Origin of the sequence: Peribacillus simplex NBRC 15720 = DSM 1321 (genome assembly GCF_002243645.1) — a bacterium.
GTDB classification, from domain to species: Bacteria; Bacillota; Bacilli; order Bacillales; family DSM-1321; genus Peribacillus; species Peribacillus simplex.
On record NZ_CP017704.1, the window covers coordinates 1,311,190 to 1,329,508 of the forward strand.

Here is an 18,319-nt window from a genome sequence, read left to right on the forward strand (position 1 = left end):
GGTAAACTACATTGCAACGTTTTTATATGAGGACCAATTCATCATGATCATAATCAATCGTTATTCCTTCTTTTAGCTCAACAGTCCCAGCTATGATTTTACGGGCGATTTTCGTTTCCAGATGCTTTTGGATGAATCGCTTCAGCGGTCTTGCTCCATATACCGGATCATATCCCTGGTCCGCAATGAATTCCTTAGCCGCTTCAGTGACGTTCAGGACTATATTTTGTTCAGTTAACCTTTCTTGTAATTGATGAACCATTTTATCTACGATTTCAACGATTTCTTGTTTCGTCAGAGGTTTGAATAAAACAATGTCATCAACGCGATTCAAAAATTCCGGACGGAAATGGCCTCTTAACTCTTTAAAGACCTGATCTTTTATTTCTTCTTCAATTCCTCCATCCACCCGGTTGGACTGCAATAAGAAATGGGAACCGATATTGGAAGTCATGATGATCACCGTATTTTTACAGTTGATTGTTCTGCCTTGAGAGTCTGTTATCCTTCCATCATCCAACATTTGTAGCAAAATATTGAAGACTTCCGGATGCGCCTTTTCAATTTCGTCTAATAATATGACTGAGTATGGGTTTCTCCTGACAGCCTCCGTAAGTTGGCCGCCTTCCTCAAACCCAACATATCCAGGAGGTGCACCAACAAGTCGGGACACAGAATGTTTCTCCATATATTCCGACATATCGATTCGAATCATATGTTCTTCACTATCGAATAACGTTTCTGCCAAAGCTTTTACCAGTTCGGTTTTACCGACACCCGTCGGCCCAAGAAAGATGAATGAACCGATTGGTCTGTTTGGGTCTTTAATTCCAGCCCTTGCTCTTAAAACCGCATCGGATACGAGTTCCACCGCTTCCCCTTGACCTATTACGCGTTCATGCAGGATATCAGATAGGCGAAGCAGTTTCTCCCTTTCACTTTCCACCAGCTTGCTTATGGGGATCCCCGTCCACCTTGCAACAATCGAGGCTATTTCCTCCTCCGTCACTTCTTGGCGAAGCAATCGTGATTCCTGTTTTTCCTTTTCCAATTCGTCTTCCATTGCTTCCAATTCTTTTTGAAGCTGCGGAATCCTTCCGTGTCGAAGTTCAGCTGCCCGGTTTAGGTCATAGTCATTCTCTGCTTGATCCAGTTCATGACGCAGTTTCTCAAGCTCTTCACGTTGATCCTGCACCTTTTGAAGCGCCGATTTCTCCATTTGCCACTTGGATTTCATGCTATTCGCTTGATCCTGAAGTTCTGATAGTTCTTTTTGAAGCACTTCAAGCCTTGCTTTGCTTTGAGGGTCCTCCTCATTCTTCAAGGCAGCTTCTTCAATTTCAAGTTGCATGACTTTTCTCGTGATTTCATCCAACTCGGATGGCATTGAATCGATTTCCATTCGGATCATCGCACATGCTTCATCCACAAGATCTATCGCTTTATCCGGTAAAAATCGCTCCGTTATATATCGGTTCGAAAGGACAGAGGCAGCAACGATCGCCCGATCATGTATCCTGACACCATGGTGAATTTCAAACCGTTCCTTTAATCCCCGCAAAATTGAAATCGTATCTTCCACATCCGGTTCAGGAACCAGAACCTGTTGGAAACGGCGTTCCAAGGCCGGATCTTTTTCAATATATTGTCGATATTCATCAAGGGTCGTTGCACCGATACAATGCAGCTCACCGCGCGCAAGCATCGGTTTTAACATATTTCCGGCATCAAGTGCGCCATCTGTTCTTCCTGCACCGACAATTGTGTGTAATTCATCAATGAATAAAAGAATTTTACCTTCACTCTTCTTGATCTCATTCAACACCGCTTTTAGGCGTTCTTCAAATTCACCGCGGAATTTGGCCCCAGCGACAAGCGCACTCATATCTAGTGAAAAAACGGTCTTGTCCTTTAATCCTTCCGGCACATCCTTCCTGACGATCCTTTGTGCCAACCCCTCGACGATGGCTGTTTTACCTACTCCCGGTTCCCCTATTAATACAGGATTATTTTTCGTTTTACGTGAAAGGATCCGGATGACGTTACGGATTTCCGTATCTCGACCAATTACGGGATCGACCTTCCCCGATTTAACCTCAGCAACGAGATCTCTGCCGTATTTTTTCAGTACTTCATAAGTGCTTTCAGGATTTTGACTAGTCACTCGCTGATTCCCCCTTATATCGTTTATAACCCGTTTTGCTTTAGCATAATCAATTCCATATGATGAAAAAAGCCTGTTTACATTCGTTTTATTGACTTGCAATGACGCAAGCAGTATATGTTCTACAGATAAATATTCATCCTCCCACATCTGCATTTCTTTTTCGGCAGCCGTTAAAATTTGCTGTAGGGAGGATGACATGTAAACCTGGGAAACACTCCTGCTCACTTCCGGTAATCGATCCAGTTCCTTATTTAGCTCTATATCAAATAGATTCATCGGTTTACCAGATTCCGATAAAATTCTGATTAATAAACTTTCATCCTGTTCCATTAAGATCTTTAATAAATGAAGCTCCGTCAGCTCGGGATTCCCTCTATCTTTGGCTAGTTCCTGGCCGCCAATGAACGCCTGTTGGGTTCTCTCCGTCATTTTATTAATATCCATCTTAAAACCTCCCATTCATCTATATCATGAACGAATTCCCACTGGGTTTGACCAAATTTGACCTTTATATTTTCATTATACTTCTAATTCTCCCCATGTAAAGGAAAGTTATAAAAAATGCAGGAGGCATGGAGGATAAACGGCAAAAGCCTTTCTTCATATAGAAGAAAGGCGACCCATTTGTAAAATGCATAAAATCACTTAGCACAGTATTTGGATGAAATAACGGGTTATGCTTTCACGGCCGTTTTATTGTAACCATGAAACTCATCGACGAATTGAAAATCCTTATCCGTGCGACCCGCAAGGATCGTATCTCGAAGCAGAATGCCTGCATCGGTCATATTGTGAATGATTTCCCCCCACATTCTTGCGCTTGTTTGAACATGAGCCGTACGCGGAATCCGTTCCTCTTGATATTCCAAAAATGCCTGTTCAATGTCATTCCCATGCTTATGAAGCATATCCGACAAATAAGCTGCATCTTCTAAAGCCTGGCAAGCCCCTTGTGCCAAGTATTGAAGCATCGGATGTGCCGCATCGCCCGTAAGCGTAATTCTTCCTTTTGTCCAATTATCAATTGGTAACCGGTCATACATTGGCCAGCGGCGTTGCCTTTGAATGAATGAAATCGCATTCTGAACAAGCTCACAAGTTCCGGCAAATACACAGTCCATTTCTTCCGGTGTTCCCCATTGATCTGTTTTTTCGTTTTCTTCCGTGTATTGAGAACTTTTGAACACCACTACTTGGTTGTAAAGTTCTCCCCTTCTAACCGGGTATTGAACAAGATGAAGGTTTGGCCCAATCCACATATATACATCATCTAGATCTCCATGGCTCGTAACCTCTTCCATCGGGATCGCTCCCCTGTATGCAACATATTGAGAGCAGACCGGTTGATCTTCCACAAAAAGTTTCCGTGCCTTGGACCATAATCCATCGGCTCCAATGACAGCAGTTCCTGAATATTGGGACCCGTTGGCAGAAGTGACCGTCACCTCACCTTCATTTTCTACTGTCTCAATAATGGTTTGGTTCGTAACCAGCTCGATATACGGGTTCTTTTCACATGCTTCAGCCAGTACTTTATGCAAATCAGAACGATGCAATACAACGTACGGAGCTCCATATCTTTCTTTATAAACATCACCTAAATCCAAAGCGGAAAGCTCTTTTCCGGAAAAGGCATCCATTAGCACCAATCTTTTTGGAAATACTGCAATTTCATTGATTTTATCCATGACTCCTAAACGCTGCAATACGTTGGTGGCATTTGCGGCAAGCTGAATCCCTGCACCAATTTCACCAAATTCGGGAGCTTGTTCCAGGACTTTTACATACTGTTTCGTTTCTGCGATTCCTAAAGCAGTTGCCAATCCGCCAATTCCCCCACCGATAACGATGAATGGTTTTTTTTCTATGTTCATCATCAATTCCCCCTAAATTAGTTGTTTTAGCCAATGTTGCGGACCAATACCACAGTAAGCGTTTTCATTCGACTGGCATTCTATATATCCATCAGGATCATTCTTAAAGTTTCAAACCGATTATTTTTAAACCAAAACAGGCTTGAATTCACTTTCAACCTTTTGGTAACCATCATTTGTGTCTAATGCCTGTTGCTGTTCCAAATCGAATCTCTCCATTATTGGTAGGTCGTTTACCGAGAATAAGTAAGAATCGGCTTCTGCAACGTGCTCATGCCAGGCCCAATTCGGAACGACGAAGTAATCTCCCTTGGACCAGTCAAAACGCACTCCATTAATGACCGTATAGCCTGATCCTTGGTGCACTTGATAAATTGTGGAATGGGTATGGCGATGTGCTTTCGTATGGAAACCTTTAGGAAGTTTCTGCATCCATGCCCCCATCGTCGGATTGGCCGTTTGGCCATTCGATGGATTGATATATTCCACGGCGAACCCTTCATATGGATCAGGTTCAAAATTCATTAATCCTTCTATCGCGGCTTTGGTGCCTTTCCACTTGTAGTTGGCAAGCGGTGCCACTTGTGAATAACGGTCGGATACTGGACGAACCATTCCGCCTTGATAACGGAGCTCTGAAAAATTATCCGGCCGTTTAGGCGTTTCAATCCGATCTGGATATGGTTCAAAGAAAGTGCCACCTATGGAATAGATGGTAGGGATATCAAGGGCATCCATCCAAATCATTGGCTTTTCGCCAACATGTCCATGACCATGCCATAGGTTTTTAGGCGTGATCAAGAAATCTCCTTCTTCCATGAAGATCCTTTCTCCCTGCACGATGCTGTATGCACCTTCACCATTCGTAATGAAACGAAGTGCACTTTGGGAGTGACGGTGGGAAGGGGCCACTTCACCTGGCAGCAATAGCTGAACCGCTGCATAAAGCGTTTGTGTTGTCGAAGCCCATCCCCAAGGCTGGCGATAAGTAAGGCCAGGGTTTTGAAAATATATGGCCCTGCGCTCCCCTCCTCGGTCAGGAGTGAAGATTTCAGCTGCTTCCATCAATTTTTTTGTCAAAAGCTCTTCTTTCCATAAATAAGCATGGGCATGAGGTTTAGGTTCATGGTCCATCAGAGCGGGAATGGCTTCCCACAGTGGCCCAAGGTTATACTGCTGAATATCCTTTGTAAAATCTTTTACGATTGTACTATTCATGTATTCTGATTTTTCAGCCATATTAATCCCTACTTTCTTTTTTTATCATTTCCTCACTGGATTTTAGAAAGGTTTCGCTTAATTTGATCATAGTGTCCTGAAACATGCTCATCGATGAAGTGATCGACTATATATGAAACTGGTTTGTTTCCGAATTTAGCGAAATTCCGGTGTGGCGATTCTTTGGATAGTGTTTCTTCATCTAAATTCCCGAGACTGCTTTCCACTTTATATTTAAGCTCCTCCACTTGCTTCATGACATCATCAACAGCAAGTTTGTCAGTATCGGTAACTGCTGCCAGGCGGGCTGGATCTTGCAATCCACGCCCCCATTTGGATCCAGGCACCGCTATTACATTTTCCAATTCACCTAACCAATAAGGAATGGCCTCAGCTAAATGGGAAAGTATCTGCATGATTGACCATTCATCATCTGCAGGCTTAAATCGGATCGTTTCTTCCGGAAGGTTTGCCGCTGTCTCAAGAATGTGGTCGATTGATTGTTGAACCGATTGGATTGATGTCCCGATTTCCTGATAAGCCATTTTATTTCCCCTCCCCGACAAGTCGCACACGGTTTTCAAGATAACCTATTTTGTCGATCTCGATTTTGACTACGTCACCATCTTTTAAGAACACTTGTGGATCACGGGCTACTCCTACCCCACCCGGTGTTCCTGTGAGAACTATGTCACCTGGTTCAAGAGTCATTAAATTCGATAAGAACTCAACAAGATATCTCACATCGAATACGAAGTTGGATGTATTCGTTTTTTGGCGTTCTTCACCATTTACCGTTAATCGGACATTTAAGCCAGATGGATCGGATAGTTCATCGGAAGTGACTAACCAAGGACCCATCGGAGCACTTCCTTCAACCGTTTTCCCTTGAAGCCACTCAAGTGTACGCCGTTGGATATCACGATACGTAACATCATTCGCAATTGTATAACCAGCTACATAATCAAGAGCATCTTCTTTTGAAACATTACGTGCCCTTTGTCCGACTACAAAAGCGAATTCCGCTTCATAATCAAGTTGTTCAGAGATTGGAAAAAACGGTATATCATCTTGGGGACCGATTACTGTATTGGCGAACTTTGCGAATACCACAGGGAATGGCGGCAATTCGCGACCCATTTCAGCAATGTGCTCACGGTAGTTATGTCCGACACAAATAATTTTGCCTGGCTTTTGGACAGGGGCCTCAAGCTTTATATTTTCAACATCATGCACCAATTCATGTCTGAAGGAATCACGATTGTTCAATGCGTAGTCCGCAGCTTTTTTCGAGATGGAAAGGCTTTCATTCCCTCCCTGTAAAAACGCCTCCATGGTTGCAGGGACATATGCTTCAGCGATTTGTTCACTGCGAAGTTTCCCTTCGCTTTCAAGAAGCGCTTGATAGGCATAATTCAAGTCGACTATTACATTATTCGGGTAAATTGCACCAATACGTTTAAATCCTTTACTGCTGAAAGTTACTAATTTCATATTTCATTCTCCTTTATTAATCTGGATTTTTTTAAAAATCTCTTTTCGATCCCACTATCCTTATTTGTGGGCTAATTCTGCTGGATTCGCTTCACAAACCAGAATATGAATGACTGTACATCTACCAATTTCACTTATAGATAACATTGTTCACTATTTATATAAATAATAACTTAATTTTCGGAATATTGTCAAGAAAGTATTGCAAAATTTTGTGCAAATGTTATCATCTACACCATTATGACTACTTCGGAATCAATAAAAAGGTCCGCTAAAGTTATTTATTTAAAAGGAAAGTATATTGATAGCTTCAAGCAGCCTCCGGTTTTTCTTGCTAAATTTCATTTAAATTTTACAGATTCTGATATACTAGACCTAAATTAAAACAGATTAGGGAGATTGATTTATGGAAATCGTAAAATCCGGTTCGACGATTCAATCATTACAAGTTGGGATGAGCATCATAGATTTACTTGCTTCTCAAAGAACTCCTTTAAGATTCTCTGATATTCAAGAATTAACGGAAATAACGAAAAGTAACCTCTATAAGTATTTGAATACTTTGACACAACTGGAGTTACTATATCGCGATAAGACAACCGGTATGTATCACCTTGGGAGCAAATTGATTCAATACGGCATGGCAGCGATAGGAAATGAGGATGTCACGAGCAGAATAACTCCTTATTTACAGGAAATCAGTCACCATACTTCTTGCACGGTCCTTTTTTCCGTTTGGACATATGATGGACCAATCACGGCAAAAATATGGAATTCCAACCAAAACTTAAACATCGGGGCACAGTTAGGTACTCGACTTCCGCCATCATCCTCTTCCGGAAAGGTATTCACTGTATTTCAGGATCCTTCCTTGACGGCGGAATGGATTGAAAAAGATCGTAATGTTACAAGCTCGTTCCTTAAAGAAACAAATGAATATGATGAAATTTTGAAATACAAAATAGCTTTTGCCAAAGAGCCTCTTGTACCATCAGTTTCCTCCATGTCCATTCCGGTTTTTAATTATAATTCAGAATTATTGGGAGCGATCACTGCCGTTGGGTTCACCGAAAGCATTCCTGATCATTATGAAGATCCTTTAAGCCACTATTTAAGAAAGAGCTGTTTGGAAATCTCGAAAATATTCGGTTATTCCGCTGAATAGAAAAAAAAGCAGGAAAAGGATGGCGATCATTCCTTTTTCCTGCTTTTAGATGTTTCATGGCTTCCGCTTATATGTCCATATCCGGTTATGATTGGATGTTTCAGGAAAAGAATCCCCTGCATCAAGCTTGACCATTTTCGGATTCACTACCGTGCTGCCCGTTTCACCGATTTCTACGTAGGTCCCATTATTAGGTGCCTTCTGACCTGGCTTAAATTGACGATTTTGCCCCATAGATTTCACCCCTTTACATGCTTTCCCTGTTATTATTACCAGGTTCCTTTCTTTCATGTCAGAAAAATTAAGGACACACAGGAAATTCAGCTAAATTAAAAAAGCGTCTGTACTCTGAGCAAACGCTTAGACTGTAGACAAACTCGATAATATTTGAGTTTGTCTACCAGTCTTTTTAAGTTTTTAAAACTTGTCCTTTGATTTAACATTAAGGAGATCCTTTTACCTGCAGTCTTTTTTGTTTTTAAATAGATGGATTAAAACTTGAGGTGATAAGGATGCTTTCTAAACATGGTTCTATTCAGCGAGATCAACTTGAAATGATTTACTTTAGATCAACTGGTGCCATCGAACCATTTGGTTCGTGGAGGCAACAATTGGTGCCTTTTCATTTTTGACTTGGTGGAAGATATGTTTCAGAGGTGGGACGCTCAATTATTGATCCAGTTATTATTCTCTAACTGCTGCTACAATTAAAATCAAAAAGGTTTCGGAATGAGACCATTCCGAAACCTTTTTTTCTACAAACTGAGCGACTGCTCTCTGAGGAGACGCCTTTTTGGTTAAGACATTAAGTCCACCAGAACCGCCTTTTGGGCATGCAGACGATTTCCAGCTTGGTGGAAAACGACGGAATTAGGTCCATCGATGACTTCAGCCGTTACTTCTTCTTCCCTGTGTGCAGGCAGGCAATGCATGAATAAGTAATCTTCTTTAGCAAGTTTTACAAGTTCACCATTGATTTGATAATCTTTAAAAGCTTCTAAGCGGATACCATTCTCGATTTCCTGCCCCATGGAGGTCCAAACATCGGAATAGACAATATCCGCATCTTTTATGGCTGCTGAAGCTGAGGTTGTGACCACAATTTCACTGCCAGTCTCTTCTGCCACTTTTTGAGCATAGGCGACGACTTTTTCATCGGGTTTATAGGCCTCAGGACACCCAATGGAAAAATCCATTCCCATTTTTGCACAGCCTACCATCAATGAATTGGCAACATTATTGCCATCACCGATATAACTCATTTTCAAGCCTTTTAGCTGCCCTTTTATCTCGATGATCGTCAAGAAGTCAGCAAGCACCTGACAAGGATGGGCAAGATCAGTTAACCCATTGATGACTGGGATAGAAGCGTTTTCTGACAATTCCAGGATTTTTTCATGCTCGAAGGTACGAATCATGATGCCATCAATATATTCAGAAAGGACTTTTGCAGTATCCGAAATAGTCTCACCACGTCCAATTTGCAAGTCATTGCCACTCAGGAACAAAGCGTGTCCACCAAGCTGCATCATGCCTACTTCAAAAGAAACACGGGTACGGGTAGACGATTTTTCAAAGATCATCCCCAGCGTTTTCCCTTTTAAAGGCGTATATTCTTCACCAGCTTGCAATTTGCCTTTAATGGTCTGCGCTAGCTTTAATAAATCTGCAATTGCCGTTGGTGTAGACTCTTTCATGGTCAAAAAATCTTTTCCATTTAAAATCTTCGCTTGTGTCGGTGCCGTCATTGAACTCATACGTGTGACACTCCTTTCGAATATGGTACAAGCCATTCCTGAAGCGAGGTAACCCCTGGATCAGCATTCTCTACCGATTGTAGATAGGCCTTGAAAGTCTCTTCTTCCGTAAATGCAAGCAGTCGGTATTTCGCTGCAAGTAATCTTAGCTTCTTATCTTCTTCCGTTGTTCCATATGCCAAAACGACCGCAGCATTTCCTTCATTTAACCATTTATCAAAATCTGAATTCCTCAATGTCAAACCTGCTTCTTTGATTTGCACTAACAAATCTTCACTTAATTGGACTGATCCTGATTGATAAACACCTGAAGTATGTTTAGCTTTTTGAGCATGGAATACTTTTGTCAACGCTTCATTTACCGTTTCTCCGATGGCGATTCCTTCACCTGTTGATTTCATTTCCGGACCTACCTTCGAATCAAGTCCGCTTAGTGCAAAGGTAGAGAATACCGGATATTTAACGACAGCATACGGAATTTCTTCCATTAAGCCCGTTTTTTCGAACGCATTCGACAATGAATATTTCCCAAGCAATATTTTTGTCGCTATTTGCACCAAGGATACATCGGTCACTTTACTGATGATTGGAATTGTCCGACTGGCACGAGGATTCACTTCCAATACATATACACTATTTCCTTCAATCACGAATTGGATGTTCATAAGTCCTTTATAACCAAGTTCCCTAACTAGTTTTTTAGCATAAAGGGTCATTTTATCTTTGATATCATCCGTTAAGGATTGAGCTGGCAATAATGCCATGCTATCCCCTGAATGGACACCTGCTTTCTCTATATGTTCGGCAATGATGGGAATGTATACATCATTTCCATCCGCAATCAAATCGATTTCGGCTTCCTTCCCTGGAATATAGGAATCGATCAACACGGGATATACAAGTGCCGTTCCATTTACCATTCTATTCATTAAGCTTTCCTTGGAGCGGATGATTTCCATTCCCTGGCCGCCAATTACATAGGATGGGCGTAAGAGCACTGGAAAACCGATTTCCTCTGCACAGGCAATTAATTGTTCTTCACCATTAGCCATTGAACCCGGTACATGGGGGATATCCAGTTTTTGAAGAAGCTGATAAAAACGATCACGGTCTTCTAATTGATCGAGTGTATCGAAGGAGGTCCCCAACAAATTGACACCGTAATCTTCTAGGCCTTTTGCCAGATTTATCGCAGTCTGCCCACCAAATTGGACGATAACGTCTTTTATATCTTCCGCTTCTATTACATTAAGAACATATTCAAGAGTTAAAGGTTCAAAATAAAGGCGATCTGCAGTCGCAAAATCCGTGCTTACCGTTTCCGGATTATTATTGATCATTATCGTTTCAACATTTTCATCCTGGAGTGCATAAACACCGTGAACCGAACAGTAATCAAATTCTATTCCCTGTCCGATGCGGATCGGACCGCTGCCAATCATCAAGACTTTCTTTTTATCAGTTTTTTTCTGTTCATTCTCACCAAAATATGTTGAATAGTGATAGTTCGTATGTGATTCGAACTCGGCTGCACATGTATCAACCGTTTTGTAGACCGCCGTAAGGCCTAGTGATTTGCGGTGTGCTCTCACTTCCATCTCACTTACTTTCCATACGGAAGCAAGATAGCGGTCTGAAAAGCCCTTTTCCTTGTATGTCTGCAGTTCTTCCCTTGTTACCTGATCGATTGCCTTAGCTTCAATCTCCATTTCATTTTGGATCAATGACGCAAAGGATTTAAGGAAGAAATAATCTATGGCTGTCGCTTCATGAATTTCTTCAATCGTCACACCTTTTCTAAGCATTTCAAAAATGACAAATATTCGTTCATCAGATTTTTCGGCAAGCTTTCCCCAAAGTTCAGTAACCGTTTTATTTTTCAGCGATGATAGCTGTAGCCCAATCGTTTTCAATTCCAAAGAATCGACGGCCTTTTGGACTCCTCCTTCAAAGCTGCGGTGTAAAGCCATCACTTCACCAGTCGCCTTCATCTGTGTTCCCAATTTTCGGTTGGCGGTCGTGAATTTATCGAATGGCCACCTCGGGAACTTCACCGCTACATAGTCAAGAGCAGGTTCGAAGCTTGAATATGTGCTTTTCGTTACAGGATTGATGAGCTCCGATAAATCATAGCCGACAGCGAGCTTTGCGGCTATGCGTGCTATGGGATAACCTGTTGCTTTGGAAGCTAGTGCTGATGAACGGCTGACACGCGGGTTTACTTCTATTAAATAATATTGCTTGCTATTCGGATCAAGTGCAAATTGAATGTTACAGCCGCCTATGATACCTAACGCAGAGATGATTTTAATAGAAGCGGCACGCAGCATCTGAAACTCATCGTCCGATAAAGTCTGTGATGGTGCCACGACAATCGAATCACCTGTATGGATTCCTACCGGATCGATATTTTCCATATTACAGATAGTGATGCACGTATTGTTGCCATCTCGCATAACCTCATATTCGACTTCCTTATAACCAGCTATGCTTCTTTCAATCAAGCATTGTGTAATCGGGCTTTCTTGAAGTCCCCCCCGTACAAGTTCCTTAAAGGTGTCCAGTGAATCAGCAATCCCACCGCCAGTTCCTCCGAGTGTATAAGCGGGACGAACGATGATCGGAAAACCGATTTTGTTGGCAAAATCCAGCGCTTCTTCAAGAGTATGGACAATCGTACTGTCAGGAACGGGTTCACCTATTTCAAACATCAACTCACGAAACAGTTCACGATCCTCCCCTTTTTTGATGGAGTCGATCGGAGTTCCTAATAATTTGACATTATATTTTTCAAGCACTCCAGCATCATCCAATTGATAAGCAAGATTCAATCCTGTTTGACCGCCTAATGTAGCGAGCAGGCCATCCGGCTTTTCTTTGGAAATGATCTTTTCCAGTACATCAACTGTTAAAGGTTCGAAATAGACAGCATCCGCATTCATATCATCAGTCATGATCGTTGCAGGATTGTTGTTGACCAGTATGACTTTATATCCTTCTTCCTTTAAAGCAAGGCAGGCCTGTGTACCTGCATAGTCGAATTCGGCGGCCTGCCCAATGACAATCGGCCCCGAACCAATCACTAAAATGGTCTGTATCGCGTCGTCCTTAGGCATAAGCTTTTTCTCTCCCGCTATAATCATTTATCATTTGTAAAAAGTCATTGAATAGTAATGAACTCTCGATAGGTCCTGGATTTGCCTCTGGGTGGTACTGGGTAGTGAAGATTGGCAAGTCTTCATGCATGAGCCCCTCAACTGTGTTATCATTCACGTTTCTGAATCTCACTTGCAGCGATGTTCCTTGTAAGCTCGGTTCATCAACCTCATAACTATGATTCTGCGAACTCATATACACCTTTTTCGTTTTCAAATCGACCACGGGCTGATTCGCACCGCGATGTCCAAACAGCATTTTTTTTGTATTTCCACCTAAGGCAAGGGCCGTTAATTGATGACCGAGGCAGATGCCCATCGTTGGAAAATTCGTAATGATCTTTTTAATGTTTCCTAAAAGGTATTCAAGCTGTTTTGGATCCCCAGGCCCATTTGAAAGCAAAATACCATCTGGCTTCAAGTCCTTGATTTGTTCGAATTCAGTATCGAATGGTACGACAGAGACTCGGCAGCCTTGCTCGACCAATGAATCCAATATGGATTTTTTATAGCCGAAATCCATCATTACCACGTGCTTGTCGCCTTTCCCAAAACTCTCGACAATCTTTGTGGATACCTCAGCAACGTGTGCTGATAAACCATTCAGGCCAGGTACGACAGTGTATTTTTCTTCCGCTGTGATGACTGCCTGCATGGAACCTTCCTGTCTTATATTCTTAACTACCGCTCTTGTGTCAACATGGCTTAAAAGAGGAATGTTCCACTTGTCTAGATATTCACCAAGTGAATATTTAGCTTGATAATGTGAATGGCTCATATTTCCTTCATAAACAATCACACCGGCAACATGCGGTTTCTTACTTTCAAAATCATGTTCATTGATTCCATAATTTCCGATTAGTGGGTATGTGAAGATGACAATCTGGTCCTTATATGAAGGATCTGTCAACACTTCTTGATATCCGGTCATTCCTGTAAAAAAGACAATCTCTCCAGTGATTGTTTTTTCAGTCGATTTAGTCAGCAGTTCCCCTTCAAAGACGGAACCATTCTCTAAATATAGATAGCTTTTCATGATCTTCACCTCTTTAGATGATGTATATTTATATACACAATAGCATAATTATTCATTTTGTTCTATAAAAAATTCAATAAATTTAGACAGTTTGTTTTATTGCCAATACTTTTTTAATTTTGTTTATAGCACTGTTGATCTCCGATTCGGTAACTGTCAGAGATGGGAGTAAACGAAGTACTTTAGGACCTGCACTCAATACAAGTAAGCCCTCTTCTTGCAGTTCCATTAAAAAAGCTTGAACATCCTGTTTACATTCAATTCCGACCATCATTCCCAGACCGCGAATCTCTTTCACTTCTTCCATGTCCTTCAATGCTTTTGCCAATTCGCTCTCAAGGTATTCAGCCTTTTTAACGGTTTCTTTTAAAAACCCTGATTGGAAAATTTCCTTTAACACGGCTTCGGCCGCTGAGACACTAACGGGATTACCTCCAAAAGTGGATCCATGACTTCCAGGGTTAAAGAACTCAGACAGTGCTTCCTTTCCAATCATCGCCCCGATTGGCAGGCCATTTCCCAGCCCCTTTGCTGAAGTGATGATGTCCGGTTGGATATTAAAATGCTGGAATGCAAATGGTTTCCCTGTACGCCCTATTCCAGTCTGAATTTCATCTATGATAAGGAGAGCTCCGTGTTCTTGGCATTGAGTTTGAATCACGTCCAGATAAGATTGCTGTACAACATGAATGCCGCCCTCTCCTTGAACAATTTCAATCATTACAGCTGCCGTATTTTCATCAATGGCTGCTGTCATGGCATCATTATCATTAAATGGAACATATTCGAACGAAGCTAGCATCGGTCCGAAACCAGTCTTGATTTTTTCCTGCCCCGTTGCAGCCATCGTTGCAAACGTACGGCCGTGGAAAGACTGCTGGCATGTGATAATTTTGCTTTTCCCAGTAGCTTTACGTGCTAGTTTGATTGCTGCCTCATTCGCCTCGGCACCGCTGTTGGCAAAGAACACCTGACTTAAACCAGAGGCATCAGCCAGCATTTTTGCTGTCCGTTCCTGTATGGAACTTTGAAACATGTTCGATACATGCCAATATTTATTAAGCTGCTCCGTGACAGCCATTTTTACCTTCTCATGACAATGTCCAAGATTCAAAACCCCGATACCGGATGTGAAATCCAGATACTCTTTACCTGTTGCACTCGTAATCTTCAATCCTGACGCAGTGTCTGGCTCAATGTTCCACCTTGCATATGTTGGAAATAAAGAACTCATTGAAATACCCCTTCCTCCTGAAGAAATTTCGTACCGATGAATTGTCCGCCTTGATAAAAATGATCTTTCCCACTAACGATCATCACTTCTTCAATCCCTTTATTCAGCACAGACAACGCTGTATTGACTTTCGGGATCATTCCCCCATGGATACTTCCATCCATGATCATATTCTTCGTTTCCGTTTCATTCAATTTCTCAATGATCTGCCCATTCTTCAAGACCCCTTTAACATCGGTCACAAATAAACACATATCGGCCGATAGTGCCTTCGCTACAGACCCAGCAGCCATATCGGCATTCACATTTAATTTAGTGCCTTCTTCGGTAGTTGAAATGGGCGTCAATACCGGACAATAACCTTTTTCGAATAAAAGTCCGAATAATTCCGTATTGACTTGTTGTATCTCACCAACAGCTCCAAGTTTCTGTTTGTCGATATAATCACCTGTGAGAATTCCGCCGTCAGAGCCATTTATACCGATTGCCTTGATGCCATGAGCTTCCAATTTATGAACGAGGCTGCGGTTCGATTTGCCTGCCAGCATAAGTTCCACAATTTCCAACACTTCAGTGGTCGTTTTTCTTAAACCATCTTCAAATACTGGTTCAATTTCAAATTTTTCAAGCATTGAATTTATATCAGGGCCGCCTCCATGCACAAAGACAATATGGTAGCCGCGGTTTTGTAACTCTCTAACACTATTGAAAAACGACTCAGATAACTCATTAATGATGCTGCCGCCGCACTTTATGACTAATATGTCCATATTTTCACCTCTTACGAACGATAGCTTCCGTTTATTTTCACATAATCATAGGTTAAATCGCAGCCCCATGCTGTGCCTGATTCATTACCATCTTTTAAATAAACATGAATGATGATACTTTCATTTTCCAAGTATGCTTTGGCTTCTTCCTCAGAAAACATGATCGGCTCACCATCATTAAGTACAACGATATCACCAAAAACGATCGTTGTTTGATCCGGATTGAATGCCACTCCGCTTCTTCCCATCGCAGCAATGATCCTTCCCCAGTTTGCATCCGCTCCAAAAGCTGCCGTTTTCACTAGATTTGACCCTACGATCGTCTTCGCCATCATCTGTGAATCTTGCTTCGTATGCATGCCATGAACATTCACTTCTATCAGTTTTGTGGCACCTTCTCCGTCTTTCGCAATTTGTTTAGCGAGATTTTCGGAAGTTTGTTTTAATAATTCCAGGAAGATAGACCATTCTGGATGGTTAGGTGTCAAAGGGTCATTGTTCGCTTCTCCATTCGCGAGCACTAATACCATGTCGTTCGTTGAACAGTCACCATCAACCGTGATTTGATTGAATGTATCATTTGTTATGGAGGATAGTGCTTGCTGTAAATCATCCGGTTCAATTACAGCATCCGTGGTAATGAAACCGAGCATTGTAGCCATGTTTGGATGAATCATTCCCGATCCCTTCGCAGCGCCGCCCATCTTCACGGTTTTACCGTCAATAATTGTTTCATAACCACAGCTCTTCGTTACAATATCCGTTGTTAAAATGGCTGTACCAAAAGCTTCAGCAGCTTCAGGTGTATTTTCTGGCTGCAATGACTCTATGCCTTTTCTTACTTTTTCCATTTCCATGAATTCCCCGATGACTCCCGTTGAAGCCACTGCAAATGAATGGTCCTCCAAACCGAACTTTTGAGCCGCAAGCTTCCTCATTTCATTTGCATCTTTTAAACCCTGTTCACCTGTACAAGCATTCGCACAAGCACTATTCACTACAATGCCGTGAAGTTTTCCAGTAACTGCAATGCTATCTTTCGTTACATTGATTGGAGCGGCTTGAACTACATTTTGTGTATAAACCGCCGCGGCTGATGCTGGGACATCGGTAAAAATGATGCCAACGTCCTTTTTAGAATAGCGTAATCCTGCATGGACACCTGATGCTTTGAACCCTTGGGGCATTAAAATGTTTCCCTCTTGAATTTGTTTGATTACTTCAACTGGCTGTAGTGTATTCATTGTTTCCCTCCATAGTTTACGGATATAACGGACTGTTCCATAGTCCTGCCGTTTCTTCTAGTCCCATTAATATATTTGCATTTTGAATGGCCTGCCCTGCAGCACCCTTCACTAAATTATCAATAACTGAAACCACCGTTACCTTACCTGTTCTTTCATCATAATCGACGCCAATGTCGCAAAAGTTCGATCCATATACCTGTTTCGTGGATGGAAAGCGATCAAGGGGCTGTACCCGGACAAATGGGTGGTTCTCGTATACTGTTTCGTATAAATCCTTTAATTCAACATTTGAGGTTTCCCGATTTACCTTTATATACATCGTTGCCATTATCCCTCTTGTCATGGGAACAAGATGTGTATTAAAGGTGATGGGCTGTAAACCTGATGACCATCGCCCAAGCTGTTGTTCGATTTCCGGTATGTGCTGATGTTGATTTACCTTATATATCTTAAAGTTCTCATTCATTTCACTATAATGGGTGACTGCCGAAGGTGATTTACCCGCCCCTGAAACCCCGGATTTTGCATCGATGATCACATCGGCAGCTGCTCCGGCCAATCCTTCAGTGAATAAAGGGGCAAGACCTAATAGTGATGCGGTTGGGTAGCACCCTGGATTGGCAATGATCGTTGCTTTTTTTATTGCTTCGGCATTCCATTCAGCCAATCCGTATACGGCTTCTTCAATAATTTGCTGTGGCGCGGCCGGTTTTTTATACCAGTGTTCGTATTCACCTGGAGTTTGAAGCCTGAGGTCTCCAGATAGGTCGATTACTTTAATGTCAAGGTCAGAAAATTCCGAAATCAGTTGCGAGGAAACACCAGAAGGAGTTGCTAGAAATACTATATCGGATTTTTTAGCAATCGCTTCCGGGTCAATTTCTTCTAATTTATCTTTCATATGCATTAAATGTGCATTTTCTTCATATAAACTTCGACCAAATTGGGATGAAGTATGCAATGATTTTATTTTAAATTGCGGATGATTATTCAAAAATCTTATTAGTTCCAGTCCTCCATAACCCGTCGCACCTACTAATGATACGTTCATAAAACCATCTCCTATAATTTCAGGTCCCTGTCATTCTTTGATTCTATTATTATAAGACTGAATAAAAATAAAATCAAATGTATTTTTATAAAATTATAAACATTAATTTTAAATGAAAAATTATCCACCTAAAATCCTAGAATTATCCAAA

The 18,319-nt window shown here is 41.7% G+C and carries 14 protein-coding genes; 1 reads left to right on the forward strand and 13 read right to left on the reverse strand.

Translation table 11 applies throughout. The features are described 5' to 3' along the window. Positions 1–22: 22 nt before the first annotated feature. From clpB to BS1321_RS06190, 5 genes are all read right to left on the reverse strand, one after another. Positions 23–2,611 (reverse strand): ATP-dependent chaperone ClpB, encoded by a 2,589-nt coding sequence (clpB, locus tag BS1321_RS06170; RefSeq protein ID WP_063232191.1) that lies wholly within the window; start codon positions 2,609–2,611, stop codon positions 23–25. A gap of 230 nt (positions 2,612–2,841) precedes the next feature. Beyond that, the gene (locus BS1321_RS06175; RefSeq protein ID WP_326152052.1) at positions 2,842–4,041 is read right to left on the reverse strand and encodes an FAD-dependent monooxygenase; all 1,200 of its coding nucleotides are present in this window, start codon (positions 4,039–4,041) and stop codon (positions 2,842–2,844) included. A gap of 126 nt (positions 4,042–4,167) precedes the next feature. Then, the gene (locus tag BS1321_RS06180) at positions 4,168–5,280 is read right to left on the reverse strand and encodes a cupin domain-containing protein (protein WP_063232193.1); all 1,113 of its coding nucleotides are present in this window, start codon (positions 5,278–5,280) and stop codon (positions 4,168–4,170) included. A 32-nt stretch (positions 5,281–5,312) separates the two neighbouring features. Continuing rightward, positions 5,313–5,804, reverse strand: coding sequence for a DinB family protein (locus BS1321_RS06185; protein ID WP_063232194.1), 492 nt, complete (start codon positions 5,802–5,804; stop codon positions 5,313–5,315). A gap of 1 nt (position 5,805) precedes the next feature. Next, positions 5,806–6,753, reverse strand: a complete 948-nt coding sequence (locus BS1321_RS06190; RefSeq protein WP_063232195.1) for a fumarylacetoacetate hydrolase family protein — start codon at positions 6,751–6,753, stop codon at positions 5,806–5,808. Between the two features lie 406 nt (positions 6,754–7,159). On the opposite strand from BS1321_RS06190, the gene BS1321_RS06195 reads away from it, so the two are divergent. Next, complete coding sequence (locus BS1321_RS06195; protein ID WP_063232196.1) at positions 7,160–7,918, forward strand: IclR family transcriptional regulator; 759 nt, start codon at positions 7,160–7,162, stop codon at positions 7,916–7,918. Between the two features lie 54 nt (positions 7,919–7,972). Here BS1321_RS06195 and BS1321_RS06200 read toward each other — a convergent pair whose 3' ends face one another. From BS1321_RS06200 to argC, 8 genes are all read right to left on the reverse strand, one after another. Next, positions 7,973–8,152 carry a YjzC family protein gene (locus BS1321_RS06200; protein WP_034314546.1) on the reverse strand — a complete coding sequence of 60 codons (180 nt, stop codon included), beginning with the start codon at positions 8,150–8,152 and terminating at the stop codon, positions 7,973–7,975. 563 nt (positions 8,153–8,715) lie between these two features. Then, positions 8,716–9,675: an ornithine carbamoyltransferase gene (gene argF / locus BS1321_RS06205; RefSeq protein WP_063232197.1), complete on the reverse strand. Its 960-nt coding sequence runs from the start codon at positions 9,673–9,675 to the stop codon at positions 8,716–8,718. Next, positions 9,672–12,791 (reverse strand): carbamoyl-phosphate synthase (glutamine-hydrolyzing) large subunit, encoded by a 3,120-nt coding sequence (locus tag BS1321_RS06210; protein ID WP_063232198.1) that lies wholly within the window; start codon positions 12,789–12,791, stop codon positions 9,672–9,674. Before BS1321_RS06210 ends, argF begins: the two co-directional genes overlap by 4 nt. Beyond that, a complete protein-coding gene (locus BS1321_RS06215; RefSeq protein WP_063232199.1) occupies positions 12,784–13,866 on the reverse strand; it encodes a carbamoyl phosphate synthase small subunit in 1,083 nt (360 codons plus the stop codon). Before BS1321_RS06215 ends, BS1321_RS06210 begins: the two co-directional genes overlap by 8 nt. 82 nt (positions 13,867–13,948) lie before the next feature. After that, complete coding sequence (locus BS1321_RS06220; protein ID WP_063232200.1) at positions 13,949–15,100, reverse strand: acetylornithine transaminase; 1,152 nt, start codon at positions 15,098–15,100, stop codon at positions 13,949–13,951. Next, positions 15,097–15,870 carry an acetylglutamate kinase gene (gene argB / locus BS1321_RS06225; RefSeq protein WP_063232201.1) on the reverse strand — a complete coding sequence of 258 codons (774 nt, stop codon included), beginning with the start codon at positions 15,868–15,870 and terminating at the stop codon, positions 15,097–15,099. The genes BS1321_RS06220 and argB overlap by 4 nt, the downstream gene beginning before the upstream one ends. 11 nt (positions 15,871–15,881) lie before the next feature. After that, positions 15,882–17,114, reverse strand: a complete 1,233-nt coding sequence (gene argJ, locus BS1321_RS06230) for a bifunctional ornithine acetyltransferase/N-acetylglutamate synthase (RefSeq protein ID WP_063232202.1) — start codon at positions 17,112–17,114, stop codon at positions 15,882–15,884. A 16-nt stretch (positions 17,115–17,130) separates the two neighbouring features. Next, positions 17,131–18,168 (reverse strand): N-acetyl-gamma-glutamyl-phosphate reductase, encoded by a 1,038-nt coding sequence (gene argC / locus BS1321_RS06235; protein WP_063232203.1) that lies wholly within the window; start codon positions 18,166–18,168, stop codon positions 17,131–17,133. Positions 18,169–18,319: the final 151 nt, after the last annotated feature.